Genomic DNA, 23,753 nt, shown 5'->3' with positions numbered 1-23,753 from the left:
CCGGACGGAATGCTTGACTTCGGAACAACGCAGGGCATTTCGCGACTACTCGTATCAAGGTGCGTCAATATGCAGGCAAGGCGAGCAGCATCCCCGTACCCCTGGACCGACGAGTTCGAGGCCGTCGTCCGCGAGATCGTCGGACCGCTCGCCGACGACGTGGACCGGGCCGGCCGCTTCCCGAGCGAGGGGGTCCGGGCACTGGGCGAGGCCGGCCTGCCGGCCCTGCTCCTGTCGCGCGAGAGCGGCGGGGCGGGCGCTGGACTGCGCGAAGGCGCGCAGGTGATCGAACGGCTCGCGGGCGCCTGCGGGTCGACGGCCATGGTGCTGCTGATGCACTACTCGGCCCTGAGCGTCCTGGACCGGTACGCCCCTGACGACGTGCGGCGTGACATCGCCGCGGGCCGTCATCTGAGCACGCTTGCGTTCTCCGAGCGGGGCTCCCGCAGCCACTTCTGGGCCCCGGTGGGCACGGCCACGCCCGACGGGACCGACACGGTGTGCCTGGACGCGCAGAAGTCGTGGGTCACCTCGGCCGGCCAGGCCGACAGCTACGTCTGGTCGAGCAAACCGGTCCAGGAGGACGGCGTCATGTCGTTGTGGCTCGTGCCCGGCGGCAGCGCCGGACTCGAAGTGCACGGCGAGTACGACGGGTTCGGACTGCGCGGCAACGCCTCCAGCCCCATGTCCGCCAAAGCGGTCCGCGTTCCCCGGACCGCACTGCTGGGAGCCGACGGGGAAGGGCTCACCACGGCTCTGGACGCGGTGCTGCCGTGCTTCCTGGTACTCAGCGCGGCCTTCTCGCTCGGTGTGACCGAAGCCCTGCTCGGTCTCACCGCCACGCACCTTCGCGACACGCGGCTTGAGCACCTGGACCAGACGCTCGCGCAGCAGCCGCTGACGCGCCACCAGTTCGCACAACTGCGGCTGAGCGCCGACTCGTTGCGCGCCATGATGGGGGAGACGCTCACCGCGCTGGAGAACGGACGCCCGGAGGCGACGCTGCGGGTCCTGCAGATCAAGGCCCTCGCCGCCGAGACCGCCGCCGCGGTCGCGGACGGCGCGATGCGACTGTGCGGCGGCTCCGCCTTCCGCCGTGAGACCGGCCTCGAACGGCGCTTCCGCGACGCGCTCGCGGCCCGTGTGATGGCACCGACCACCGAAGCCCTGCACGACTTCTGCGGCCGCACGGAACTGGGCCTGCCGCTCTTCGAGGAGGCCCGATGAGAGAGCTGGTGCTCGGCGCCGTAGCGTACGACCCCAAGGTCGTGACGATCTGGTCCGGATTCCGGTCGTGGCTGCGCGCGCGGGACCTGCCCTTCGACTTCGTGCTCCACTCCCATTACGAGCGGCAGACCCGCGATCTGGTCGACGGGCGGATCGACGCCGCCTGGCACTCACCGCTGGCCTGGCTGCGCACCCGTCGGCTGGCCGCCGCGGCCGGGGCGGTGGTGAGACCGCTCGTCATGCGGGACACCGACCGCGACCTGACCTCCGTGGTCGTGGTCCGGTGCGACAGCACACTCCGCTCGCCGGCCGACCTCAAGGGCAGGACCGTTGCCGTCGGCGCGGTCGACTCGCCCCAGGCGACCCTGATCCCGCTGCGGCACCTGGCCGACCTCGGCCTGGTCGCGGGCGCCGACTTCGAGGTACGCCGCCACGACACCGGAGTGGGCCTGCACGGCGACCACATCGGCGGCGAACGGGACGCGGCACGCGCCCTGATGGCGGGAGCGGCGGACGCCGCCTGCATGATCGACGCCAACCACCTGCTGTTCGCGCAGGAGGGCACCCTCCCGCCCGGCAGCACACGCCTCCTGACGCGCACCCCGCCCTACGACCACTGCCTCCTGGCGGCGGGACCGTCCCTGGACACGGAACTCGGGGAGCGGTTCACGGACCTCCTGCTGGCCATGTCCTACGACGATCCCGAAGTCCGCCGGCTCCTGGACCTGGAGGGGCTCACCCGCTGGGTGCCCGGGCGGGAGACCGGTTTCGGCCCGCTGACCGCGGCCGTCGACGCCACGGGCTTCTACGACGCGAGCGGCCGGATCACCGCGGACGGCTACCAGCCATGACCCCCGGCACGGCCGTGGTCGACCTCGGGGCGCTCGGCTTCGAGCAGGGCGCCCACCTGCTGCTGGACCGCGCCCTGCGGCAGGCGCCGCACGGCAGCCGGATCGAGGTCCTCGGCACGGACCCGGCCCTGCTGCCGCACCTGGCCGTCTGGTGCCGCCATGAAGGGCACGAGCTTCGGACCGCCGAGCCGGGGGAGGCGCCGATGGTGGCGCGCCTGCGGGCGGGGCCTGCCGCGGAGGCACGTTTCAAGGCCGCACAACGCGCCGGTGGCCCGTCCGCCGCGCAGATCGCCGAGCGGGCGCCCCTGCACTGGGGCCTCGCGGCACGCGGGGCGCTGGTGGAGGCGGGCGGCCCCGAGGTGCCCTTCACGGTGGTCGACCGGGACATCGCGTGGGCTGACCTCGCGCCGCGCCTTTACCAGCAGGCGGCCGCCTCACAGTGGGACCCCCAGGATGCGGTGGAGTGGGATGCCGATTTCACCCTGCCCGACGAGATCGAGGCCGCCGTCGTCCAGGTGATGACGTACCTCGTGGAGAACGAACAGGCCGCCCTCGTGGTGCCTGCGCGACTGCTGGTCCAGGTCCATCCCCACTTCCGTGAGGTGCTCCAACTGCTGGCGGTCCAGGCCGCCGACGAGGCCCGGCACGTGGAGGTCTTCACCCGGCGGGCGCTGCTGCGGGGCGGTGCGATGGGCACCTCCTCGGTGGGCGGCAGGGCGTCGCTCGCGACCCTGCTGACCGAGCCGGACTTCTCCATCGCGTCCTTCTTGCTCTCCGTGCTCGGGGAGGGCAGCTTCCTCAGCCTCCTGGCGTTCCTGGAGCGGCACGCCCCCGACCCGGTCACCCGCCGCGTCAGCCGTCTGGTCCGCCAGGACGAGGCGCGGCACGTGGCGTTCGGGGTCGGGCACCTGGAGCACCGGGCCACGGTCGACCCGCTGCTGCACGACCGGCTGCGGGCCGCGGTGGAGCGGCGGCACGACGCGCTGACCGGGACGGCGGGACTCAACCGGGACGTCTTCGACTCCCTGGTGCTGCTGGCTGCGGGCTCCTTCGAGCCGCAGGACATCGCACGCGGCTGGCAGGCGGTGCGACGGCTGCGGACCGAGATGGACGAGGGACGCCGCCACCGCCTGTCCCGTCTGGGCTTCTCCGACGGCGAGGCGGCCGCCCTGTCCGCACTGCACACCCGCAACTTCATGTGACGCGCGCTCCATCGAGCCGAGCCGGACGCACCACCCCGGGCCGTCGTGAGGACCGCCTGTTCGTAGGATGAGGCGTCCTGACGGGTGCACGGTAGGGAGGCCGTTGATGCTGGCTGCCGTCGCCGACTCGCCCGGACCGCTCGCCGAGGTCCTGTCCCTGCGTGATGTGGACGAGCCCGCGACTCCTGGCACGGGTGAGGTCGTGGTGCGCATGCTCGCGTCGACCGTCAACCCCTCGGACGAGGTGACCGTCTCGGGTGCCTACGGCTCGCGGACGTCGTTCCCCATGGTCCCGGGGTTCGAGGGCGTTGGTGTGATCGACGCTGCCGGCCCGGGCGTGCCTGCTGCGGCGGTGGGCCGGCGTGTCCTGCCGCTGGGGTCCGCCGGGGCCTGGCAGCAGTACAAGAGACTCGACTACTCCTGGTGTGTTCCGGTGCCGGACGACCTTCCCGACGAGGTCGCCTGCTTCGCCTGCATCAACCCCTTGACGGCCGTGCTGATGGTCGAGCGGTTCTGCCGGCCGGGCGTGCGGAACGTGGTGGTCACAGCGGCGACATCGGCCATCGGCCGACACCTGGCGGAACTCCTGACCGATCGTGGGGTCGCACCGGTCGGGGTCGTGCGCGGAACGCCGGGCCGGACGGTGGCCGAGCCGTCCCGGTGGCGGGCCGTGATCCGGACGAACGAGCCCGGGTGGCGCGAAGAATTGCGGTCGGTGATCGGCCCTCAAGGCGCCGATGTGGCCTTCGACTGCGTCGGTGGCGGCATGGGCGAAGAGGTGTTCACGCTGACGGCGTGCGGCGGCGTGTTCGTCCACTACGGCCTGCTGTCGGGAACGCCGCTCTCGGCGGAGTGCGTCACCGGCCGCGGAGACGTACGAGTGGAGCTCTTCCGCCTGCGCGACACCGTTCACGAGGACGGCGGACGGCACCTGTCCGGGCTGTTCGCACCGGTCTTCGAGAGCCTGCGCCGCGGACGCCTGCGCACGGCCGTCGGAAAGCGCGTCGGGCTCAGCGAACTCACCGGCCACCTCGACAGCCCGGCAAGCGGCCCCGCGGGGAAGATCCTCATCGACCCGCAGAGGTGACCACCGCCGCGGACCCGGTCGGCGCCGTTTCCGGCGCTGTCGTGAGTACGAGCCGAGTCCGCACTCGTGATCAGGAGCGGATCATCCTTACTACATGCGCCAACTGCGTGTCCACGACCCACAGCCATACAGGTCCGTCAGACGATTCGCACTCGATCACCGAGACGCCGGCTGGGAGCCACAACGCCTCTTGGGCGCCCTTCTGCCGGCGTACTCGGACAACACGCAGATCTGCCGGGACCTCACGGAGCCGAGTCCACGGCCAGCGAGGTTCCCATCGAAACTCTTCGGCGTCAGCTCGCACCCGGCCCGAACTCCATAGGCTGCCCACATCCGGCCGCTTGGCCCCGACAAGGAAGAGGGTTGCCTGCCCCATCCTGGCCCGTGCCAACGCCTGCCGCGATCGCCGACGGCGGATCACCTCGCCGAGCGGCACGCTGAGCATGAAGCAGATCCCCATGATCCACATAGACATGCGAGCAGTAAAACAGCTTGGTGACTGATCGCCAAAAGCCGATCCCGCCCGCTGGTGCACCAGGTGTCCTGGCGGTTGGGGCGCTCATCGGGAATGCCGACTGGAAGTGGTGCGGAATTCCTTTCGTGCCCATTTCTGCCCGAGGAATGCTGGATGTTTGATTCCAGCCATATTGCTTTACACCTGGGTGCGCGCGAGCCGCATGCCGGGGTGTCTCAGCCTCAGCCGCCGTTCACCGCACCGGCGTTGGAACTGCAGTTGGGCACAGTGCTGGTCGCCTGGCGCCATCTGTGGGAGACGCCCCCCTCCATTGTGGTGGCGATGCGCCGGATGATGACACGGACCGCCCGCCCCGGCTGTGGCTTCGGTTCTGTCTGTCCGCCGTCACGGCCTCCGGCGGGACGGCTGGTCGACGGAGTGCACATCAGCACCCGCCGGCTCGACCGTCCGGGCGCGGCACCGTGTCCCTCGCCCGCCACACCGTGCCCATTCCGCCGCTTCCGAGCCGTTCGATCAGCTGGAAGCGTCCGTCCACGAGCTCTTCCTCCGCACCCATGCGCAACAGATCAGGGACTGTGCAAGATCACGTAAGGCGGTTGAGACGGCTCGCTCATCGACCTGGTGAACATCGTGGCTCTCACCCGTAGCGTGCGTTGGAGACGGTTGTACCCTGGGTCGAGTGGGTTGTGCCCACGCACCATGTGACCGCTGCCAGCCCGAGGAGGTGACGGGATGAGTCCCTGCAGTAGTAGTCCCAGCAGTCCCAGCTCCCATTCCGTTGCACCCGGGGCGCCCGGCGGCCACCGCGCCGTCCTCTGACGGCCGCCTCGACTCGAAGTGCGAAGCGCCGGGCGGTGATCGTGTTCGCCGCCGGCGCGCCTCGGGTGCCGATCAGGCGGAGGTGCGTCATGACGATCACCATCACCCTGCCCCGTTTCCCTGTTCCCGAGGTGGCCGAGCGCGGTCTGCGGCAGTTGCTGCCGGTCGCCGAACCGGCGGTGCTCGCCCTGGCCGACGCGTGCGGCGTCGGGATGCCGGTGAGCCTGCTGTGGCTCGGCGTCAAGCTCGCCCGGTCGTCCACGCAGAGCTGATCGACGAGCTGATCGACAGCGCGGCCCGTGGGAGGCAGACGGTGAACGGTCCGCAGGAAGAAGCACGCCTGGCGGTTCGCCGCGCGAGGCAACGGCTGACCGAGGACGCGGCCGCCCTGATGGCCGCGTCCGGGGAAGCCGCCGAGATCGGGATGGAGACGCGTGCGGAAGAGCTCCGACGTGCCGTCCTCGTCGCCTGGAGCACCGGTGTGGCGCCCGAGGACATTGCCCAGGACGCCGGTGTGGAGCTCCGTGTGATCCGCGGCTGGGCCGTCCCGGGCCGCACACGTCCTGGCTCTTGATTGCGTCAAGACCTGGTCAACAAGTTGCGTAGACGTGCAAGTATGGCGCTACACTCGGGAAGGTTGAAGAGGCACCTCGTTCGGTGAGGCGTCTTCACGGACACAGGCCACTGACCCCACGACGTCGAGAGACGCCCAGGGTCAGGACAGGTCTCCCCGGCCCAAGGGGTGACCCCAAGTGGCTTCCCACGCAGAGGGATTACGCCGTGGAGTGCCAAAGCTCTGACGAGTTGGGGTGTACCGGCCGCCGTCGTGCGGACGGGACCGGTTCGCTCCTTGCCGTGTCGTCGACGACGCCCCTCGTGCGGGTGTCCCCGGCCGGAAGGAGGCGAGAGACATGGATTGCAGTAGCAGTCCGGGCCACAGTCGGCCCCTGACCCGCTTGTCCTCGCATTCTTCCGGCACGCGGTAACCATCTCCCTGCGCGGCCGCGCTGCGCCCCGTCTTCCCACCTTCCCCCCTTCGTCCTGACGACCGTGGAGACGGTGTGAGCTGTCCTGCGCGCCCGGGCGCGTGGGGGGATGGCTGCCTCGTGCCTCCGAACACCTCCCCCGGTGGGGGGATTTGGGAGGTACCCCATGGCCAACACCACCGCCGCGGCAGCCCGCTCCGCGGTTCTCGACGACGCGCACGTCGGTGACATCCGAGGCGCGCTCGGCACCATCAAGCTCGACGACACCGCACCCCGCACCGGCCTGCCGGCCAAGCTCAAGACCCTTCTGGCCATCGTCGGCCCCGGCCTGATCGTGATGGTCGGCGACAACGACGCCGGTGCCTTCGCCACCTATGGCCAGGCGGGCCAGAACTACGGCACCCACCTGCTGTGGACCCTGCTGCTCCTGGTGCCCGTGCTGTACGTGAACCAGGAGATGGTGCTGCGGCTCGGCGCGGTCACCGGTGTCGGCCACGCGCGGCTGATCCTGGAGCGGTTCGGGAAGTTCTGGGGCGCCTTCAGTGTGATCGATCTGTTCCTGCTCAACGCGCTCACCCTGGTGACGGAGTTCATCGGCATCACCCTGGCGGCCGGCTACCTGGGGCTGCCCAGGACCGCCGCCGTGGTCCTCGCGGCCGGGATCATCATCGCGTCGGCGTTCACGGGATCGTTCCGGCGGTTCGAGCGGATGGCGATGGCACTGTGCGCGGCCTCGCTGCTCCTGGTCCCGATCTACTTCATGATCCACCCGCACACCTCTCAGATGGCGTGGGACTTCATCGTGCCGGGCCTTCCCGGCGGGAGCGGACAGCTGTCGACGGTGATGCTCCTGATCATCGGAATCGTGGGGACGACGGTGGCTCCGTGGCAGCTGTTCTTCCAGCAGTCATACGTGATCGACAAGCGGATTACGCCGCGTTTCATGTGCTACGAGAAGGCCGACCTGTGGATCGGCATCGTCGTGGTGGTGGTCGGGGCGGCGGCGATGATGGGCTTCACCGCCGCGGCGTTCGCGGGTACCCACGGGTTCGGCCAGTTCACCGACAGTGCGGGCATCGCCACCGGGCTCGAGCAGAAGGCCGGCAAGCTGGCCGGGGTACTGTTCGCGATCGCGCTGCTGGACGCCTCGATCATCGGCGCGTTCGCGGTGTCCCTGTCGACCGCCTACGCGATCGGTGACGTGCTCGGGCTCAGGCACTCCCTGCACCGCGGCGTACGGGGCGCCAAGGGCTTCTACGCCGTCTACGCCGGGCTGGTGGCCGCCGCCGCGGTGATCGTGCTGATCCCCGGCTCCCCGCTGGGCCTGCTGACCGAGGGCGTACAGACCCTGGCCGGGGTGCTGCTGCCGTCGGCGTCGGTGTTCCTGCTGCTGCTGTGCAACGACAGGGCCGTCCTGGGCCCATGGGTCAACGGTCGCAGGACCAACGCGTTCACCGCCGCCGTGGTCGGTGTGCTGGTCGCCCTGTCGATCATCCTGACCGCCTCCGTGCTGTTCCCGGACATCTCCGCGCACGCGATCCTGCGGATCATGGCCGGATGCGCCATCGCCGGGGTGCTGGCCACCGGATACTCCCTCCTCCGGCGCCACGGTCGGACGGCGGAGGAGCCGATCGACCGCACGGGCCGGGACACATGGCGAATGCCCCGCCTGGAAACGCTGACCCGGCCGGTGACGTCCACCGCGTACCGGATCGGTATGGGCGCCCTGCGCACCTATCTGCTGATCGCCATGGTCCTGGTCGTCATCAAGATCGTCCAGGTGGCACTCGGGAACTGATCACCGCGGCACGCCTGCCGAAAGGCGGCCCGCCCTGAAGCAGGTGCCCCGTGCACCCCCTGACCACTTCGCAGTTCCTGACCATGCTCGCAACCGGCGCGCCCTGCGGGGCGCTGATCGGCGTCGAGCGGCAGCAGGGCGCCCGGATTCTTCGAGGGCGGAGCCTTTTGATCGGCACAATGTCCCGGTGACCCTCTTCACCTGCGCGAACTGTCGTCAGCCACTCACCGGAGATCTCAAGGAGGCACGGCCCCAGCGCGACACCGAAAAGCGGTGCGGTCACCGGATCGCTCCTCCGCGGATGGCCCGAGGCACCTATGCGATCAGCCATGACGCCAGTCGCTTCATCCTGCATCCCGACGACGTGCCGGGAACGGTTCCGCACCCCGATCACGGGCGTCGCAACGGCTGCTGCGGACTCGACGGTCAGGACGGGCCCAATCTCGTCTGTGCGGCCTGCGGCTCCGAGGTCGCCACCAAACAATCGGACTGCTGGACCCGGCATCTGGTGGCGCTGACGGCCGCCAAAGTCGTCGGCGAAGCCGAATTTCCATACTGAACTTGTCGGCTCCGGAACATGTGCGCGCTGCGGAAGGACGCAGCCCGGGCACTGAGCCCACCCCTTGGTGGGCGGGACACGGCGTGTTGTGTGAGTCTGCCCTGTCGACGATCCGTCGCAGCGACGGGGGAGCCCGAACCCCTGTGCGAACTGTGCGGCTATGGTGCTCGCATGGCCCTACCTACCCTCATAATCGTCAGGAACCGCCTGCGACCTGCCCAGTTGGCCACGGCCACCATGCCCGGGCTCGTAGCTGGAGGCCGGCGATGAACCGGCCTGTGCGGGCGATTGCTGTCTTCTGCGGCGTGCTGATGCTGGCTCTGCTGGTTCGGGCGAACTGGCTGCAATACGTGAATGCCGAGGAGTTGGCGTCGGATACGCACAATCGCCGTGTGCTGATCGAACGGTTCGCCGCTCCACGGGGTGACATCATCGTCGGTGGCGAGGCGGTGACCGGGGCCGAGGCGGTCGCGGGCAGGGAACTCAAGTACAAGCGCACCTACGTCAACGGTCCGATGTACGCGCCGGTGACCGGCTTCGCGTCACAGGCGCAGGGCATGTCGCTGCTGGAGAAGACCTATGACGGCATCCTGTCGGGGCAGGACGACCGGCTGGCGTTCCAGCACTTCCTGGACGTGGCGACGGGCAAGGAACGTGGCACAGGGTCCGTGGTGACGACGATCGACCCGCGGGCGCAGAAGGCGGCGTACAAGGGGCTGACCGGTCTGAAGGGTGCGCGGGGGGCCGTGGTCGCTCTGGATCCGAAGACCGGGAAGGTGCTGGCCCTGGCGTCGGCGCCGTCCTACGATCCGTCGGTGTTCGCGGGCAACACCTTCAAGGAGTCCGACAGGTTCCTGGCCCTGGACAAGGACAAGGGCAAGCCGCTGGCGAACCGGCCGCTGCGGGAGACCTATCCGCCCGGCTCCACGTTCAAGATCCTCACGGCTGCCGCGGCCCTGGAGCACGGCGTGGTCTCGGACATCGACGCTCCGAGCGGGGCGGTGTCCCCCTACCCGTTGCCCCAGTCGACGAACCGGATCGGCAGCGAGGCCGGCGACGCGACCTGCGGCAACGCTTCCATGAAGACCGCGATGCAGTACTCCTGCAACAACGTCTTCCTCGACGCCGCCGCCAAGCTGGGGGAGGACCGGATGCGCGAGACGGCGGAGAAGTTCGGGTTCAACGAGGACGTCTACTCACCGGACTTCGGAGACCTGCGCGCCACGAAGAGCATCTATCCGCAGGACCTGGACAAGCCAGGAACCGCGCTGACCGGCATGGGGCAAGGCAGCCTCACCAGCACTCCCATGCAGATGGCCATGGTCACCGCGGCACTGGCCAACGACGGCAAGCTCATGCAGCCCTACATCGTCGACGAGATCCGGGGACCGGACCTCAGCGCTCTGGAGAAGACCGCGCCGACCGTCATGAGCCAGGCCGTCTCCGCCGACACCGCGCACAAGGTGCAGCAGATGATGGAGCACACTGCCAAGGAAGGCAGCGCCCAGCGCGCGCTGATCGACGGCATCGTGGTCGGCGGCAAGACCGGCACAGCGCAGCGAGGCGTGAACGTCGCCGACGAAGTTCCTTACGGCTGGTTCGTCTCCTACGGCAAAAAGCCCGACGGCGCCTCGGTTGCCGTCGCCGTCTTCATCGACCCCACCGACATGGACATCTCCCGCCAGGACATCTCCGGCGGCCGACTCGGCGCTCCCATCGCGCGCAGCGTCATGATGGCCGTACTGCGGTAGTAGAGGGGCTCGCACCGGGCGGCGCCAAGGTTCCAGGACGGACCTCGACGCCGCCACGGCCGGCCACGGGAAGCCGCGCCGTCGGCACTACGCGAGCAGCCGCTCCACCAGCAGCAGGACACCGATGACGATCATCGCGGCTCCCGAGAAGCGGGTCACTGCTGAGGCGACGGCTGGACGTGTTCGCAGCACCCGTCGCGCGGCGGTGCCCACGCCTGTGTAGACCACGGCGCAGTTGGCGGTGTGCACCGGGCCCAGCACAGCGATCTGAGCCATGAGCGGCCAACTCGTGCCACAGAGCGTCTCGCCACCCTGCCCGGTGTCCAGCGCCTCAGCTCCACCCTCGTCATGGCGGACGTCGTCTCAGCCCGCCCTCTGCCCCTGTGACACCCGAGTGCTGCAACCACGCGAGCAGACTTGTGGTGGAAGCGGTGCCTGGCCCGGGTGAAAGGTTGAGCAGTGGGGCGGCATGACACCACGACCGGAAGGACGGAGGTGGCGGGCGTGGCTCTGCCGGACGGCGACGAATGGCTCTCCGGGATCCTCGGTGAGGGCCATATACGCGGCTTTGATCAGCTGCCCGCGCTGGTGGCCAAGCACGCGGCACGGGCGGGGATGGGCGATGCGCGCGTCTTCCTTCCGGACCTGCGCCGGCAACTGCTGCGGGAGGTCACGGGCCAGGGCCTCGACGCCGGCGCCGGGGGGTGAGACCTACGAGGTCGACGGCACCCTGCCGGCCGGGCGTTCGCCGGCAGCCAACTCCTGCCGGGCGGCGACGGGGAGCCGCGCCGGTGGTGGGTGCCGATCCTGGGCGGCACCGAGCGGCTCGGCGTGCTACGGGTCGATCTCGCCCCCGGAGTCGGGCCCGAGCAAGCAGCCGTGCTGGCCTCGCTGATCGCGCTGGAACCTCATGCCCCCGCTGTGCTTCGCCAACCACGCCGTGGCAATCGTGGCGGCAACCGCGGCCACCCGGCGCCGGTCCTGATCAGAGGCGGGAGGTGGATCACCACGTTGAGGTGTCCACCCTCGCACCCGCTGGGGACCGAACTGGACGTCCCCGCCACCCTCTGCCGCGAGCAACTGGAACCCGGAGACCGCGTCGTGCTCTACACCGACGGCGTCACAGAGGCCCGAGACCGTTGCGGCCCTGAGTTCGGTCTGGACGGCCTGACGGACTTCATCGTCCGCCACTACGCGGACGGCCTGCCATTCGCCGAGACGATGCGACGCTTGATGCACGCGATAGTGGACCACCACGCCGGGCAGCCGGCCGACGACGCCACCGTGCTCTGCCTGGAATGGCTCGGACCCAGCCGGAACACCCAGCTGCGCCCTCAAAATATCGATCAGGAATGGAGAAGCGCAGGCACAGAGCCGCCTCTAATCTGGCCGTCATGAACATCACCATTCACGCGACTTCCCTCCCGCACGACGACCCGGATGCGTCGCTCGCCTTCTACCGAGACGTCCTCGGCTTCGAGGTCCGCAGCGACGTCGGGCAGGGGAAGATGCGCTGGATCACGGTCGGCCCGGCCGGTCAGCCCGACACGTCGATCCTTCTGGCGCCGCCGGCTGCCGACCCGGGAATCACCGAGGATGAACGCCGCACCATCACCGAGATGATGGCCAAGGGCACCTACGGCTGGATCCTGCTGGCCACCCCGGACCTCGACGCCACGTTCGAGAGGGTGCAGGCCGGGGACACCGAGGTCGTGCAGGAGCCGACCGAGCAGCCGTACGGTATCCGCGACTGTGCCTTCCGCGATCCTGCGGGCAACCTGGTCCGTATCCAGGAGCTTCGCTGAGTCGTGCGGGTGCCGATGAGGCCGTACGGTCCGGCAGCGCCGCCGCCTGCAGGAACGCGGCGGCGCCCCAGCGCCGAGGTATCGGCCCTTCCGGCCGCCAGCACCAGGGCACTCGTGGACGTATGAAAGACGAAAAGAGGGGGAGTGTGCCCATGTGCCAGCCCGAGTGGCGGCGAGCACGCGTCCAGGCGCAGCGCCTGGCCGATCTCGCGCGGCTGCGCCGTGTCCGGGACCGGATCGACAGGGAGTACGCGCAGCCGCTGAACGTGGAGGCGCTCGCCCGGGACGTGAACATGTCCGCCGGGCACCTGAGCCGGTCGTTCCGGGCCGCCTACGGTGAGTCGCCGTACGCGTACCTGATGACGCGCCGCATCGAGCGCGCGACGGCGCTGCTGCGGCGGGGTGACCTCAGCGTCACCGATGTCTGCTTCGCGGTCGGCTGCGCGTCGCTGGGCACGTTCACCACCCGCTTCACCGAGCTCGTCGGCATGCCGCCCGGGGCCTTCCGGCGCCAGGCGGCGGAGGAGGCCGGTCATGCCGATGCTGTGGGCGCGTCCGACGACGGGGGTTCTGCGATCACGGTGGAGGGGATGCCGGCGTGCGTGGCGAAGCAAGTGACAAGACCGGTCAGGAATCGAGAAGCGCCGGCTCCCGACCAGCCCCTAGCGTGATGGTCATGGCAACCACGACTTCCACCGCATCCACCACGTCCATCGCGTCCGTCATCCTCGAGGTGGCCGACCCCGAGGCTGCCCACCGCTTCTACACCGCCTTCGGGGTGGACACGTACGTAAGCCTGCGGGCGTCCGACGCAGACTCCACCGGATTCCGCGGCTTCACCCTGGCGCTCACGGTGTCCGGGCCGGCCACCGTCGACAGCTTCCTGGACGCCGCCGTCGACGCGGGCGCCACGGTGCTGAAGCCCGCCGCGAAGTCGCTGTGGGGCTATGGCGGCGTCGTCCAGGCCCCGGACGGGACGATCTGGAAGGTCGCGACCTCGGCGAAGAAGGACACCGGCCCGGCCACTCGCGAGATCGACGAGGTCGTCCTCCTGCTCGGCGTCGAGGACGTGAAGGCCAGCAAGCAGTTCTACGTCGGCCGCGGTCTGACCGTGGCCAGAAGCTTCGGCGGCAAGTACGCCGAGTTCGCCTCCGGCGACTCCAGCCCCGTCAAGCTGGCGCTGTACAAGCGCCGCGGCCTGGCCAAGGACCTCGGCGTCTCCGACGACGGCACCGGCTCCCACCGCATCGCCCTCGGCACCGCCGCCGACCCTTTCACCGATCCGGACGGATTTACCTGGGAGACCGCCGCGTCACCGGCCCCCGAGGCGCCCACAGCGGCTGCATCGTTCTGACACCGGACCGGGGAACCTCAGGATCTCCGACGCCTCGGGCTAGGCCTGGTGGGCGGCGGAGATCTGGCCGACCAGGACGGCGAACGGCATGTCGAGTGCGGCGTAGCAGGGACCGGCCTCGGGGGAGGCGTTGTCGGCCAGGGACTCGACCATGAGAGTGGCGTAGTCGCTGACGATGACGCCCGCCTGCTGCATGCGCAGCAGTCCGGCCTCCCGCTTGGTCCGGCTGAAGGTGCCGGAGGCGTCCACGGCGACGTAGGCGTCGTACCCGGCTGCCGTCGCGGAGATCGCGGGCAGTGCCGCGCATACCTTGAGCGACACCCCGGCGAAGATCAGCTTTCGTCGGCCGGTGGTCTCGATGGCCTCGTGGACCCGGTCGTCGTGCCAGGCGTTGACCGTGCTGCGGTCGATGATCTTCTGTCCGGCAGGCAGCGCCTGGACCAGTTCGGGGGTGGTCGGCCCCCACATGCTGTCGGCTGCAGTGGTGGTGACGACCAGTGGCATGCCCAGCACGGTCGCCGCCCGTGCCAGCGCCACCACGTTGTGCTTCAGTTCCTCGACGGGGATGTCCCGGACGCCGGACAGAAGACCCACTTGGTGGTCGACCAGCACCACGGCGGTGTTCTCCCGGGTGACCGGCTCCAGGAACTTGCTGCGCTCGCTCATCTTCCGCTCCTCGAGGGTTGAGCCACAGCTTTATTGGTCACTAAACTAGATAGTCAAATTTGGTGACTACTTGACGCTATACCTCGGCCCTCCGAGGCGCAAGCACTGGTCGGGTAGGGCCCCGGGGCTGGGTCGCGGGCCCACTGGGCGGGTGAGTAGAACCGCTGGTCACACAGCACGAGCGGCGGACAGCCGCCGGGACGGGAGCAGCGTTGACCGGGCACCAGGCCACGGAACCGGACCTCGGCGTGCTCGCCGCCCGGATCCTCTTCTCCGTTCAGCGGGAGCTGTTCACCGAGCTCGCCGAGCAGGGCTTCGACGACATCCGGCCCCGCGCCGGCGCCGTCCTCGCCTACCTGCGAGCCGACGGCATCCGCGCCAGCGAACTCGCCCGCGCCTCCGGACAGCACAAGCAGGTCATCGGCTCCCTCATCGACGACCTCGAACGCCTGGGCTACGTCGAACGCAGACCCGACCCTGCGGACCGCCGCGCCAAACTGATCTGCCCCACCGAACGCGGCCTGCTCCAGATGGAGGCCGCCGCCGCCATCATGCGCACGATCGAGGAACGCCACGCCAAGGCACTCGGCAAGCAGGAGTACGCCGCCTTGAAGACGGCTCTGCAACGTGTGGCCGATCTCCAACGCAGGGCCCAGCGCGACAGCCAGGACCCGGGACGAAGCCACGGCAACTGAGCGACCAGCGAGGCTGGTTGGGCGTCAGTGCCCCAGGAGTGGCCTTCGCCGGCGCGAGGCCCCGGCGGCGGGACCCAGCAGCGAGCGAAGGCACCCGCACCGGACTCACTCCAGGCACCGTGAGGTGCTGGACCGGCATCCGCTGTCGAACTCCCGCGGGGGGCGTCCGAGGAGTTCGGTGATGTCGTTCGTGGCGCGGTCGTAGCGGTTTTCGCGGTGCAGCCGGGCCATGGTGGCGAGGTGATCGAAGACGTGGGGCGGCAGGTCCTGCTTCTTCAGGTCGTTCTCCAGCCACTCCTCGTACGGCACGTCGACGTAGGTCACGGTGCGGCCCAGGGCGGTGGAGACTTCGGCGGCGATGGCTGCCATGTCGCGGGAGTGCGAACCGGTCAGTTCGTAGACCCGGCGGGCGGGCGGGGCCGGGTCGAGCAGGAGGTGTGCGATCACCTCGGCCACGTCGGCCGCGGCGACCGGAGAGGTCCGGGCGGAGCCGAACGGGAGGCGGATCGTGCCGTCCCGCAGGATGGAGGCGGCGGCGACCCGGGCGAAGAGCGGATTCTCCATGAACACCGTGGGCCGCACGTGCACGACCGGCGCCCCCGACCAGTCGAGGACGTGCTCGGTCAGCCAGTGCAGTCGCTGCTGCCGGGATTCGGCGGCGCTGGTGAGGCTCATCTGCGACACCGTCATCTGCGACATGCTCACCAGCAGATCGAGGCCGTCGCCCTCCCGTACGGCGGCCGCGACCGTGGTGGCGGCCTCCAGGTAGACGGGGGACACGCTCATCCCGAAGTAGGCGCGGTGGCAGCCCGCCAGCGCCCGCACCACGTCGGAGCCGTGTGTGAGGTCGCCGACCACCACCTCCACCCCGTCCAGGGTCCGCAGCGCCGAGGTCCGCTCGTCGTCGTGATGAACCAGAGCCCGCACCGGCACACCCTGCGCACGCACAAGGTCGAGGACCATGCTTCCGACTCCGCCGACCGTGCCACCGACGCCGGTGACAAGGATGGGTCCTACGCCCATGTCGATCGCCTCCTGTCTTCCGAACCGGGATGTCCGGTCCGCTCGCCGCTGTCCGGCCTCGCAATCCGCCGGTCGCCCGCGCGTCTGCCTGCCGGCCTCCGGATCACCTGTGCCGGCAAGCCCTCCCGCCGTACCGGCGCGTGCGCGGCTCGGTAAGCGGTCATGCCCGGCGTTCCTCGGGGAACTCGTCGCCGTACATCGGCAGGCCGCTCAGGGACTGCTCGCGGGTGGCTTCCGCCTCGATCACGTCCCAGTGCTCGGCGAGGACACCGTTCTCGAGGCGGAGGAAGTCGACGGCGATCCACGGGGCGGGCTGGCCGTGCCCGGAGAACCGGCCGCGCACCATGACCATGTCCCCCTCGGCCATGATCAGTTCGCATTCGTGCCGCAGCTCCGCCGGGAAGCTCCGCACGAGGTCGAAGAGTCCCTCACGGCCGGGTGCGATGTGGGCGCTGTGCTGGATGTAGCCGGGGGACCAGAACCGCTCGGCGGCGGCGTAGTCCCGCTTGTTGAACAGCGCGTCGAACGCTTCGCGGACGATGGCCTTGTTGCTGTCCTCGACGGTGCTCATGAGGTGGTCACCCTCTGTCTGGTTCTTGTGGAGGCGGGGTGTCTCGTTGATGCTTCCCGCGGCCCGGGCCAGTGGCGTCCGCCGATGCGGTACTGCGCGAAGAGCCCGAGGGTCACGGTGGCAATGACGACGGCGCCGTAGCCGAGGAAGGTCCCGAGCAGACCGGCCGGAGCGACCAGGAGGCCCGCGATGACGGCCGGGATGGCAGAACCGCCCCCTCGACGTCGGGGCGGCGACACCGCTCCGAGGATCTGCAGTTCATGCTGCTGGTGATCGTCAACGTCTGTGTCGGCGGTCTGGTCGGTCTGGAGCGCTCCACCATCACCTCCGACGGCGCGAACCCCAGACGCCCCCGCGCACCGACCTTCGTATGCAGGGTTTAAAGGGGGCGCTCCGCAAAGTCCGCAGCGCTCGGCTCTGTAACAAGGGCCGCGACGGCGTGGTCGAGTCCAGTCACGCTCGGTTGTCCTCGGGTGCCCGGTAGGCTATTCCATAGAACCATGGAGAAAAGGGAAGGGATCATGGCGTCCAAGGAGTCGAAGGCGCAGCTGTACGAGGCGTTCGCAGCCAGCGGGAAGGCTCTGGCCAGCGGCAAGCGCCTGGAACTGCTCGACCTGCTCGCCCAGGGCGAGCGCACGGTCGACGCGCTCTCCAAGGCAGCGGGCCTGAACCTGACCACCGCCTCCGCCCACCTGCAGACCCTCAAGCAGGCCGGGTTCGTCGCCACCCGTCGCGAGGGCGTACGCATCCACTACCGGCTCGCCGGAGACGACGTCGCCCAGCTGCTCGCGCTGCTGCGCAAGGTCGCCGAAACCCACCAGGCCGCCGTCCCCGCCGCCCGCGACGCCTACCTCGGCGACGGCGCCGAACCGGAGGTCACCCGCCAGGAGCTGGCCGCGCGCGCGAACGCCGGACAGCTGGTCCTGCTGGACGTGCGCCCCCTGGAGGAGTACGAGGCCGGGCACATCCCCGGCGCCGTCTGCATCCCCGTCGAGGAACTCGCCGGTCGCATCGGCGAACTCCCCGAGGACGCCGACGTCGTGGTCTACTGCCGCGGCGAATACTGCGCCCTGGCCTACGACGCCGTCCGCCTCCTGAGCGACTACGGCCGCCGCGCCATCCGCCTCAACGACGGCATGCTCGAATGGCGCCTGGCCGAGATGCCCGTCGACGCCGGAGCCCTGACGTGACCCACCAGACCCCGCCGCCGCCCCCAGGCCTTACCAGCGGCCCCGTCTACCTGGACTACAACGCAACCACCCCCGTGGACCCCCGCGTCGCCGACGCCATGGTCCCCTACCTGACCACCCACTTCGGCAACCCCTCCAGCACCCACCCCTACGCCGCCGAGCCCCGCCGCGCCCTCGCGGCAGCGCGTGCCCAGGTCGCCGGCCTCATCGGCGCCCGAGCCGGCGAGATCGTCTTCACCGCCTCCGGCTCCGAGGCCGACCTGCTCGCCCTGCGCGGCGCCACGCTCGCATCCCGCCACCCCCGCCCCCACGTGATCACCCAGGCCACCGAGCACCCCGCCGTCCTGGCCACCTGCCAGGCCCTCACGCGCCTGCATGGCGCGCGCGTCACCGTGCTGCCCATCGACCACGAGGGCCTGCTCGACCCCGCCGCGCTCGCCGACGCCCTCGATGAGGACACCGTGCTGGTCTCCGTCATGGCCGCCAACAACGAGACCGGCGCCCTCCAACCCGTCCGTGAACTGGCGGAGATCACCCACCGGGCCGGCGCTCTCTTCCACTGCGACGCCGCCCAGGCCGCCGGGAAGATCCCCCTCGACGTGCGCGATCTCGGCGCCGACCTGCTCACTCTCGTGGGCCACAAGATGTACGCGCCCAAGGGGGCCGCCGCCCTCTACATCCGCGACGGCATCGATCTGGAGCCCGTTGTCTACGGCGGCAGCCAGGAAGCGGGCCTGCGCGCCGGCACCGAGAACACCGCCCTCGCCGTCGCCCTCGGGACCGCCGCTCAACTCGCCGCCGACGACCTCGCAGGCGGTGCCCCGGCCCGCATCCAGTCCCTGCGCGACGAGCTTCACGCCCGCCTCACCGCCGCTCTGCCCGGTCGGCTCCGCCTCAACGGCCCGGCCGCCCGGCGGCTACCGAACACGCTGAACATCAGCATCGACGGCACCCGCGGACACGATGTCCTCGCCGCGACTCCCACCGTCGCCGCCTCCACCGGCTCCGCCTGCCACAGCGGCACCCACACTCCCTCACCCGTCCTGACCGCCATGGGCTACGACCCCGAACGGGCGCTGGCCGCACTCCGGCTCACCCTCGGCCGCTGGAGCACAGCCGACGACATCACCGCTGCGGCCGACGCCCTCACCCGCGCCGTATCAACCACCGCGAGCAGCCGATGACCACCACCGAGCACTCGGCCGAACCGCTCCCGGCCGAACTCCGCAGTGAAGCGGACCTCACCGTCGACGGCGCCGGGCTGCTGTGTGTCACGCTGCTGCTGAAGCTGCGCGCCGCCATCGGCGGCGCAGCCCCCGGAACCCTCGTTCACGTCATCGCCACCGACCCCGCGGCCTCCCTCGACCTGCCCGCCTGGTGCCACATGACCGGCCACACGTACCTCGGCTCCCTCCCCAGCGGCACCGAGCAGGCCGAGCACACGGTGTACGCGCTCCGCATCAGCGCCAACGCGCACTGCACCAGACCCGACGCTCCCTGGCACACCACCCTGCCCTGACCACCCCCCGAGTGCGGCTACCGGCTCAGCAGGTCCGCCGCGAACGGCGACAGGTGACCGGCGGCGAACAGAGCGCAGCCCAACGAGCGCCCGGCCAGGCCCGCGCCGAGTTCTCGGGTCTGGTTCTGGGTGACTGCGGTGGGCAGTTGGTGGCGCTCAGCCAGCGGGAAGGTCTGCTCGGCTTCTGCTCCGTCGGCTGCGGATCTCGCTCAGCGACAGGACGATGGCCGCGAGGGTGAGGGGGAAGGCGAGGGCGCCGGCGATCTGGGTGATACCGAAGGCGCGCAGGAGGCTCGCGCCGAGCGCGATCAGGAAGAGGGACAGGGGGAGGCATCTGCGCCACGCCGGAAGGTCCCGCATCCGGGCAACAGAGAGCGAGCAGCAGAGCGTGAGGCAGAAGACCGTGATGCCCACGGCGGCGGTTGCGATCAGCATAAGGAGACGTCTCTCAGGGGAGTCGGGCGTTCCCTTCGATCGCGGGGCTCATGCGGCAGGGGAGGGATGGCCCTACGGAGCGTCTCGGCGGGGGCACCATTCTATTGGTCGCAGGTGTGGTGGAGCGACAACCCGACAGCACAGCCGGCCTTGGCTTCGGCGGGTTGATGGACGTCTGTGTCCACTGGTCGGCGTTGTTGTGCAACCGTCAACCCTTCTTGATCGTCTTGGGAGTTGTGGCCTGGCGTGGGCCGCTGATCGGCGCCCACGTCGGCTGCGTGACCTGACCGTCTCTCACCTGGAGATGTCATGAGAGCTGACTCCGTGCGCCGCGTACTGCGGCTCGGAGCCTGCACGACGCTCGCTGCCGGACTCGTCGCCGTGGGGCTCACCACTGCTCCTGCGTTCGCTGAGACCGAGCCGGAGACCGACCAACTCTGGATCACAGCTCCGTACGACCCGAACCTGCCGCTCGGCATCGACGGCGGAACACCGTTGACCCGCACGCTCGATGTCAGGCTCAACCACGACAACGACCATGTCGCGGTGACCGATGGCCGGCTCACGGTGGACGCTTCCGGTCTCGCCGGGGTCGCCGAGATCACCTGGCCGGACAACTGCACACCGAGTGGCGCTACCGCGGTGTGCGAGGTGTCCGAGGTGCCAGTGACCGGGAACACCGGCGGCGAGGTCCATCTGAAGGTCCGTGCGGCTGACGGGGCGGCCGTCGGGGCGCGGGGCCGTATCACCTTCAAGGCGACAGCCACCGCCGGCCTGGCAGGTACGCTCACCGCCCACCGGGACAGCACCACGGTCACGGTCGCGTCGGGACCCGACCTCGGAATCGCGGCCGGCGGCGACATCGAGCACGTCCTGCCGGGCAGCACGCAGACGCTTCCGTTCACGGTCACCAACTACGGCAACGAGACCGCGCACGGCTTCACCATCAGGGTGATGGCCTCGTACGAGTTGCGATACGTCAACCGGTACGACGCCTGTGTCTATACGACGTCGAGCGGGGACGGTTATGCCCCGATGTCGTTCGCGGACTGCACCTTCGATCAGGATCTGGCCCCGGGAGCCTCCTTCGAGCTGCCCGAGCCGCTGCGGGTCGCGCTCACCCGGCACGCGCTCCAGGAGCGGGTGGACATCTGGGCGCAGCCGGTCGGCGCGACCGACCTGGGGGGCTACGACGACTACGTGGCGCTGCAGATCGGTGCCGACAGCACCGCCGACTTCTCGGTGACCGGCGCGGCGGTCACGGGCGCCGCGGGCGAGACGGTCACCGCGTCGCTCACCTTCAAGAACAACGGGCCCGGCTGGCTGGGCAACCTGGTCTCCGGGGATCCGGTCGCCGTGCTCCGGCTGATCGTTCCGCCCGGCACCACGGTCACGGGCGTGCCGGAGAGTTGCATTCCGCGAACCCTGTCCGGCGACGCCTACTACCAGGGCCGTACGGGCGCCCCGCGCTACGACTGCCGGCTGCCGTACTGGGTGCTGGAGAACACGGAGCAATCCTTCGCCTTCAAGCTCCGGATCGACACGGTGGTGCCCTCAGCGACAGGTGAGGTCAGCATCCATCCCCCGTTCGGCGAGTTCCGCCACGACCCGGACCTGACGAACAACACGGCCGTCCTCACCGTGAACTAGCGCCCACCAGCGCCCCGGAAGGCACCTTCTCTCAGCGCGTCGCGCGGGTCTTCTCCGCGCGACGCGCCACCCCCTTCACGATCTTCCGGCCGTCGATCGCCAGTTCGCGGAAAATCCCGCTGACCTGGTCGGTGAAGCCCCTGGAGTCGATCTCACGCGAGGGGCTGCGCCACCTCGGGGGGCTTCTTCAGCGGTTGACTCGCGGGTCATGCTCGAGGCGCGCAAGGAGGGATTCGGCCCGCCCCCTGCCACCACGGCCGGCCCGACCACGCAGCCGGCCACGATCCCACGTCCAGGTCCGGTGTGGCTGATCGCGCGGCGGTCGTTCGCGCTGGGACTTCAGGCGGGCGGTGCTCGGCTCCCTCTTGCCGGGCGAGCCCGCCTGGCGCATGTTCCGCTCGTGGGCGATGGTGGCGCTAAGGACGGCTCGCTGTGCGGTGCCTGGCCGAGCGGGCCGGCTCGCGCATCGCGGAGATCGACGGCACGCATGCGATGCCGGTCTCACAGCCTCAGGCTGCCACCGCTCCTGAAGGGATCAGCCATGTCGAACTTCACCCCGTACCTGGAGCGCAACCAGGCTTTCGCGGCCGCCGGTGCCCAGGCCGATGTCCCCCAGGTCCCGTTCATCCCCTTCAAGCAGCTGTACCTGATCATCTGCATCGATCCGCGTGTGGAGCCCGCGGCTGTGCTCGGCGTCCGGCTCGGAGAAGCGATCGTCGCACGTAATGTCGGTGGCCGCGTGACTCCGGCGGTCATCAAGGACCTCGCCTGGATCGTGCACCTGCACGAGAACAAGACCCCCGACGCGGACTGGTTCGAGGTCGCCGTCATTCACCACACCGACTGCGGTTCTGGGTTGTTCGCCGACGACGATCTGCGCGCCGGCTACGCCGCCCGCGGCGGCTGGGACGACCAGACCTCCTTGGAGATGGCCGTCCTGGAGCCGTCAAAGACGGTCCAGAAGGACGTCGCGAAGCTGCGCGCGGCACCGGAGCTCGCGTCGGCCATCGGCCACATCAAGATCGGCGGCTACGCCTATGACCTCGGGACCGGGAAGATCACCACCGTCGTGCAGCCCGGCTGAGCAGGCCCCGGTCGTCGCCGGCAGTCAGTCCCGGCCGGCGACGAGGCGGGCAGCAACTGAGCCCAACACCGGATGCCGGGGCATCGCTGTCGCTGGGGAAGCAGCAACGAACTCGGCATGCTGCGTGGACTCTGCCTCGCCGAGGTGTGACCCACCGAGCGGCGGCCCGGTCGCGGCTGACAAGAGCCATCACCCTGATTCAGCGGTGCGCCCACGCGTCCTTCCTGCCCGCCGGTGAAGGAGGGCATTGCGGAGCGAAGCTGCCAGGAGGGCGCCCACCATCGGGGCCAGCAGGTAGACCCAGAGGTAGTCCAGTCGGTCTGCGGCGACGGCCGGTCCGAACTGGCGGGCGGGGTTGACCGAACCGCCCGTCGTCGTCCCCAGCAGTGCGATCGCCGTTCCGATCAGGAGTCCGACGAGCCATGGGACCAGCGGCGCCAGTTTGGGCACCGCTACAAAGAGCCCGACGAGAAGCACGATGATGCTCATCGAGACGGTCTCCGCCGCGAACAGCGCCCCGGCGGACCAGCCGAGACCGGGTTGGAGTGACGTGTCCTCGATCGGCGGCCTGCCCACGACGGGGCCCCACGTGGCGAGGCCCGCGAATGTGCCGAGAAGGGAGCCGACGAGCTGGGCCGCGATGTAGGGCGCGACCGCGGCGCCCGGGAAGAGCCCGAAGCGCCACATGGCGATGGAGATGGCGGGGTTGATGTGTCCGCCCGAGGCCTTCCCCGCCGGGCTGAGGATGAGCCCGGCCAGTAGCACGCCCACACACGCACCGATGACCAGCAGTTCCTCATGGGCTCTCGGGATCGCCGCCGAGACGGGTGAGGGCCCGGCGACCCAGCGCACGATCGTGGTGACGCCGAAGAGCAGCGCGGTGGCCAGCAGGCATTCCAGGGCGCTGCCTCGGGTCAGCGTCCGCCAAGTGACCGGACCGGCCGGGGGGCCGTATGGTCCGGCGGTCTGGTCCATGATGGTGAGCCCTGCCTGAGGTGTGCGGGAG

General features: G+C 69.9%; 26 protein-coding genes, 2 pseudogenes and 1 riboswitch. Of the genes and pseudogenes, 22 read left to right on the top strand and 6 right to left on the bottom strand.

Annotation, left to right across the window (positions count from 1 at the left end):
• Positions 1-69 precede the first annotated feature (69 nt).
• From CG719_RS24505 to CG719_RS24460, 9 genes are all read left to right on the top strand, one after another.
• On the top strand, positions 70-1,227 hold the full coding sequence (locus CG719_RS24505; RefSeq protein ID WP_100570953.1) for an acyl-CoA dehydrogenase family protein: 1,158 nt from the start codon (positions 70-72) through the stop codon (positions 1,225-1,227).
• Entirely contained in the window at positions 1,224-2,078 is an 855-nt protein-coding gene (locus CG719_RS24500) for a phosphate/phosphite/phosphonate ABC transporter substrate-binding protein (RefSeq protein WP_100570846.1), read from the top strand. The genes CG719_RS24505 and CG719_RS24500 overlap by 4 nt, the downstream gene beginning before the upstream one ends.
• On the top strand, positions 2,075-3,280 hold the full coding sequence (locus CG719_RS24495; RefSeq protein ID WP_100570845.1) for a hypothetical protein: 1,206 nt from the start codon (positions 2,075-2,077) through the stop codon (positions 3,278-3,280). Before CG719_RS24500 ends, CG719_RS24495 begins: the two co-directional genes overlap by 4 nt.
• A 106-nt stretch (positions 3,281-3,386) precedes the next feature.
• A complete protein-coding gene (locus CG719_RS24490) occupies positions 3,387-4,367 on the top strand; it encodes a zinc-dependent alcohol dehydrogenase family protein (RefSeq protein WP_100570844.1) in 981 nt (326 codons plus the stop codon).
• Between the two features lie 1,383 nt (positions 4,368-5,750).
• Positions 5,751-5,933: a hypothetical protein gene (locus tag CG719_RS24480; protein ID WP_100570842.1), complete on the top strand. Its 183-nt coding sequence runs from the start codon at positions 5,751-5,753 to the stop codon at positions 5,931-5,933.
• On the top strand, positions 5,891-6,235 hold the full coding sequence (locus CG719_RS24475) for a hypothetical protein (RefSeq protein WP_234375747.1): 345 nt from the start codon (positions 5,891-5,893) through the stop codon (positions 6,233-6,235). The genes CG719_RS24480 and CG719_RS24475 overlap by 43 nt, the downstream gene beginning before the upstream one ends.
• A 68-nt stretch (positions 6,236-6,303) precedes the next feature.
• A riboswitch (M-box (ykoK) riboswitch) is annotated at positions 6,304-6,477 on the top strand.
• Between the two features lie 336 nt (positions 6,478-6,813).
• The gene (locus CG719_RS24465; RefSeq protein ID WP_100570840.1) at positions 6,814-8,445 is read left to right on the top strand and encodes an NRAMP family divalent metal transporter; all 1,632 of its coding nucleotides are present in this window, start codon (positions 6,814-6,816) and stop codon (positions 8,443-8,445) included.
• 187 nt (positions 8,446-8,632) lie between these two features.
• Entirely contained in the window at positions 8,633-9,004 is a 372-nt protein-coding gene (locus CG719_RS35500; RefSeq protein ID WP_159024948.1) for a hypothetical protein, read from the top strand.
• Positions 9,005-9,270: 266 nt separating this feature from the next.
• Positions 9,271-10,755: a peptidoglycan D,D-transpeptidase FtsI family protein gene (locus tag CG719_RS24460; RefSeq protein WP_100570839.1), complete on the top strand. Its 1,485-nt coding sequence runs from the start codon at positions 9,271-9,273 to the stop codon at positions 10,753-10,755.
• Between the two features lie 87 nt (positions 10,756-10,842).
• On the opposite strand, the gene CG719_RS24455 is transcribed toward CG719_RS24460, so the two are convergent.
• Positions 10,843-11,031 carry a hypothetical protein gene (locus tag CG719_RS24455; RefSeq protein WP_442802747.1) on the bottom strand — a complete coding sequence of 63 codons (189 nt, stop codon included), beginning with the start codon at positions 11,029-11,031 and terminating at the stop codon, positions 10,843-10,845.
• A 21-nt stretch (positions 11,032-11,052) separates the two neighbouring features.
• Between CG719_RS24455 and CG719_RS36710 the strand changes: the two are divergent.
• The 6 genes and pseudogenes from CG719_RS36710 to CG719_RS24430 all read left to right on the top strand — a co-directional run.
• Positions 11,053-11,142, top strand: a pseudogene (locus tag CG719_RS36710) (Lrp/AsnC family transcriptional regulator); the annotation flags it as partial.
• A 117-nt stretch (positions 11,143-11,259) separates the two neighbouring features.
• The gene (locus CG719_RS35930; RefSeq protein WP_199836762.1) at positions 11,260-11,463 is read left to right on the top strand and encodes a hypothetical protein; all 204 of its coding nucleotides are present in this window, start codon (positions 11,260-11,262) and stop codon (positions 11,461-11,463) included.
• 249 nt (positions 11,464-11,712) lie between these two features.
• Positions 11,713-12,153, top strand: a pseudogene (locus tag CG719_RS24445) (PP2C family protein-serine/threonine phosphatase); the annotation flags it as partial.
• Complete coding sequence (locus CG719_RS24440) at positions 12,150-12,560, top strand: VOC family protein (protein WP_100570838.1); 411 nt, start codon at positions 12,150-12,152, stop codon at positions 12,558-12,560. The pseudogene CG719_RS24445 and the gene CG719_RS24440, both read left to right, overlap by 4 nt.
• Positions 12,561-12,712: 152 nt before the next feature.
• Positions 12,713-13,231: a helix-turn-helix transcriptional regulator gene (locus CG719_RS24435; RefSeq protein ID WP_100570837.1), complete on the top strand. Its 519-nt coding sequence runs from the start codon at positions 12,713-12,715 to the stop codon at positions 13,229-13,231.
• Entirely contained in the window at positions 13,231-13,914 is a 684-nt protein-coding gene (locus tag CG719_RS24430; RefSeq protein ID WP_199836761.1) for a glyoxalase, read from the top strand. Before CG719_RS24435 ends, CG719_RS24430 begins: the two co-directional genes overlap by 1 nt.
• 39 nt (positions 13,915-13,953) lie before the next feature.
• Here the strand turns inward: CG719_RS24430 and CG719_RS24425 are convergent, their stop codons facing one another.
• Positions 13,954-14,580: an isochorismatase family protein gene (locus CG719_RS24425; protein ID WP_100570835.1), complete on the bottom strand. Its 627-nt coding sequence runs from the start codon at positions 14,578-14,580 to the stop codon at positions 13,954-13,956.
• A gap of 212 nt (positions 14,581-14,792) precedes the next feature.
• Here CG719_RS24425 and CG719_RS24420 point away from each other — a divergent pair, with 212 nt between their 5' ends.
• The gene (locus CG719_RS24420) at positions 14,793-15,275 is read left to right on the top strand and encodes a MarR family winged helix-turn-helix transcriptional regulator (protein WP_100570834.1); all 483 of its coding nucleotides are present in this window, start codon (positions 14,793-14,795) and stop codon (positions 15,273-15,275) included.
• Between the two features lie 105 nt (positions 15,276-15,380).
• Here the strand turns inward: CG719_RS24420 and CG719_RS24415 are convergent, their stop codons facing one another.
• Positions 15,381-16,298 carry an NmrA family NAD(P)-binding protein gene (locus tag CG719_RS24415; protein ID WP_100570833.1) on the bottom strand — a complete coding sequence of 306 codons (918 nt, stop codon included), beginning with the start codon at positions 16,296-16,298 and terminating at the stop codon, positions 15,381-15,383.
• A gap of 160 nt (positions 16,299-16,458) precedes the next feature.
• A complete protein-coding gene (locus CG719_RS24410; protein ID WP_100570832.1) occupies positions 16,459-16,869 on the bottom strand; it encodes a nuclear transport factor 2 family protein in 411 nt (136 codons plus the stop codon).
• Between the two features lie 71 nt (positions 16,870-16,940).
• On the opposite strand from CG719_RS24410, the gene CG719_RS35495 reads away from it, so the two are divergent.
• The 4 genes from CG719_RS35495 to CG719_RS24390 all read left to right on the top strand — a co-directional run bounded on the left by CG719_RS35495 (position 16,941) and on the right by CG719_RS24390 (position 19,578).
• A complete protein-coding gene (locus tag CG719_RS35495; protein WP_159024947.1) occupies positions 16,941-17,252 on the top strand; it encodes a hypothetical protein in 312 nt (103 codons plus the stop codon).
• Between the two features lie 117 nt (positions 17,253-17,369).
• Positions 17,370-18,059 carry an ArsR/SmtB family transcription factor gene (locus CG719_RS24400; RefSeq protein WP_234375745.1) on the top strand — a complete coding sequence of 230 codons (690 nt, stop codon included), beginning with the start codon at positions 17,370-17,372 and terminating at the stop codon, positions 18,057-18,059.
• Entirely contained in the window at positions 18,056-19,243 is a 1,188-nt protein-coding gene (locus CG719_RS24395) for a cysteine desulfurase family protein (RefSeq protein WP_234375744.1), read from the top strand. The genes CG719_RS24400 and CG719_RS24395 overlap by 4 nt, the downstream gene beginning before the upstream one ends.
• On the top strand, positions 19,240-19,578 hold the full coding sequence (locus tag CG719_RS24390) for a sulfurtransferase TusA family protein (protein ID WP_100570828.1): 339 nt from the start codon (positions 19,240-19,242) through the stop codon (positions 19,576-19,578). The genes CG719_RS24395 and CG719_RS24390 overlap by 4 nt, the downstream gene beginning before the upstream one ends.
• A 156-nt stretch (positions 19,579-19,734) precedes the next feature.
• Here CG719_RS24390 and CG719_RS24385 read toward each other — a convergent pair whose 3' ends face one another.
• Positions 19,735-20,013: a hypothetical protein gene (locus tag CG719_RS24385; protein WP_100570827.1), complete on the bottom strand. Its 279-nt coding sequence runs from the start codon at positions 20,011-20,013 to the stop codon at positions 19,735-19,737.
• A gap of 309 nt (positions 20,014-20,322) precedes the next feature.
• Here CG719_RS24385 and CG719_RS24375 point away from each other — a divergent pair, with 309 nt between their 5' ends.
• Positions 20,323-21,663, top strand: coding sequence for a hypothetical protein (locus CG719_RS24375; RefSeq protein WP_100570825.1), 1,341 nt, complete (start codon positions 20,323-20,325; stop codon positions 21,661-21,663).
• A gap of 541 nt (positions 21,664-22,204) precedes the next feature.
• Positions 22,205-22,747, top strand: a complete 543-nt coding sequence (locus tag CG719_RS24370) for a carbonic anhydrase (protein ID WP_100570824.1) — start codon at positions 22,205-22,207, stop codon at positions 22,745-22,747.
• Positions 22,748-22,936: 189 nt separating this feature from the next.
• Here CG719_RS24370 and CG719_RS24365 read toward each other — a convergent pair whose 3' ends face one another.
• On the bottom strand, positions 22,937-23,722 hold the full coding sequence (locus CG719_RS24365; RefSeq protein WP_100570823.1) for an MIP/aquaporin family protein: 786 nt from the start codon (positions 23,720-23,722) through the stop codon (positions 22,937-22,939).
• Positions 23,723-23,753 lie beyond the last annotated feature (31 nt).

Origin of the sequence: Streptomyces sp. CB01373, assembly GCF_002803075.1 — a bacterium.
In the GTDB taxonomy this organism is placed as follows: Bacteria; Actinomycetota; Actinomycetes; order Streptomycetales; family Streptomycetaceae; genus Streptomyces.
This window is presented reverse-complemented; position numbering and strand designations above follow the sequence as displayed.

Excerpts from the sequence above, each read along its gene's own strand:
- CG719_RS24505 (WP_100570953.1), top strand. The coding sequence starts at position 70 with ATGCAGGCAAGGCGAGCAGCATCCCCGTACCCCTGGACCGACGAGTTC.
- CG719_RS24500 (WP_100570846.1), top strand. The coding sequence starts at position 1,224 with ATGAGAGAGCTGGTGCTCGGCGCCGTAGCGTACGACCCCAAGGTCGTG.
- CG719_RS24495 (WP_100570845.1), top strand. The coding sequence starts at position 2,075 with ATGACCCCCGGCACGGCCGTGGTCGACCTCGGGGCGCTCGGCTTCGAG.
- CG719_RS24490 (WP_100570844.1), top strand. The coding sequence starts at position 3,387 with ATGCTGGCTGCCGTCGCCGACTCGCCCGGACCGCTCGCCGAGGTCCTG.
- CG719_RS24480 (WP_100570842.1), top strand. The coding sequence starts at position 5,751 with ATGACGATCACCATCACCCTGCCCCGTTTCCCTGTTCCCGAGGTGGCC.
- CG719_RS24465 (WP_100570840.1), top strand. The coding sequence starts at position 6,814 with ATGGCCAACACCACCGCCGCGGCAGCCCGCTCCGCGGTTCTCGACGAC.
- CG719_RS24460 (WP_100570839.1), top strand. The coding sequence starts at position 9,271 with ATGAACCGGCCTGTGCGGGCGATTGCTGTCTTCTGCGGCGTGCTGATG.
- CG719_RS24455 (WP_442802747.1), bottom strand. The coding sequence starts at position 11,031 with ATGGCTCAGATCGCTGTGCTGGGCCCGGTGCACACCGCCAACTGCGCC.
- CG719_RS24440 (WP_100570838.1), top strand. The coding sequence starts at position 12,150 with ATGAACATCACCATTCACGCGACTTCCCTCCCGCACGACGACCCGGAT.
- CG719_RS24435 (WP_100570837.1), top strand. The coding sequence starts at position 12,713 with ATGTGCCAGCCCGAGTGGCGGCGAGCACGCGTCCAGGCGCAGCGCCTG.
- CG719_RS24430 (WP_199836761.1), top strand. The coding sequence starts at position 13,231 with ATGGTCATGGCAACCACGACTTCCACCGCATCCACCACGTCCATCGCG.
- CG719_RS24425 (WP_100570835.1), bottom strand. The coding sequence starts at position 14,580 with ATGAGCGAGCGCAGCAAGTTCCTGGAGCCGGTCACCCGGGAGAACACC.
- CG719_RS24415 (WP_100570833.1), bottom strand. The coding sequence starts at position 16,298 with ATGGGCGTAGGACCCATCCTTGTCACCGGCGTCGGTGGCACGGTCGGC.
- CG719_RS24410 (WP_100570832.1), bottom strand. The coding sequence starts at position 16,869 with ATGAGCACCGTCGAGGACAGCAACAAGGCCATCGTCCGCGAAGCGTTC.
- CG719_RS24400 (WP_234375745.1), top strand. The coding sequence starts at position 17,370 with ATGGAGAAAAGGGAAGGGATCATGGCGTCCAAGGAGTCGAAGGCGCAG.
- CG719_RS24390 (WP_100570828.1), top strand. The coding sequence starts at position 19,240 with ATGACCACCACCGAGCACTCGGCCGAACCGCTCCCGGCCGAACTCCGC.
- CG719_RS24385 (WP_100570827.1), bottom strand. The coding sequence starts at position 20,013 with ATGCTGATCGCAACCGCCGCCGTGGGCATCACGGTCTTCTGCCTCACG.
- CG719_RS24375 (WP_100570825.1), top strand. The coding sequence starts at position 20,323 with ATGAGAGCTGACTCCGTGCGCCGCGTACTGCGGCTCGGAGCCTGCACG.
- CG719_RS24370 (WP_100570824.1), top strand. The coding sequence starts at position 22,205 with ATGTCGAACTTCACCCCGTACCTGGAGCGCAACCAGGCTTTCGCGGCC.
- CG719_RS24365 (WP_100570823.1), bottom strand. The coding sequence starts at position 23,722 with ATGGACCAGACCGCCGGACCATACGGCCCCCCGGCCGGTCCGGTCACT.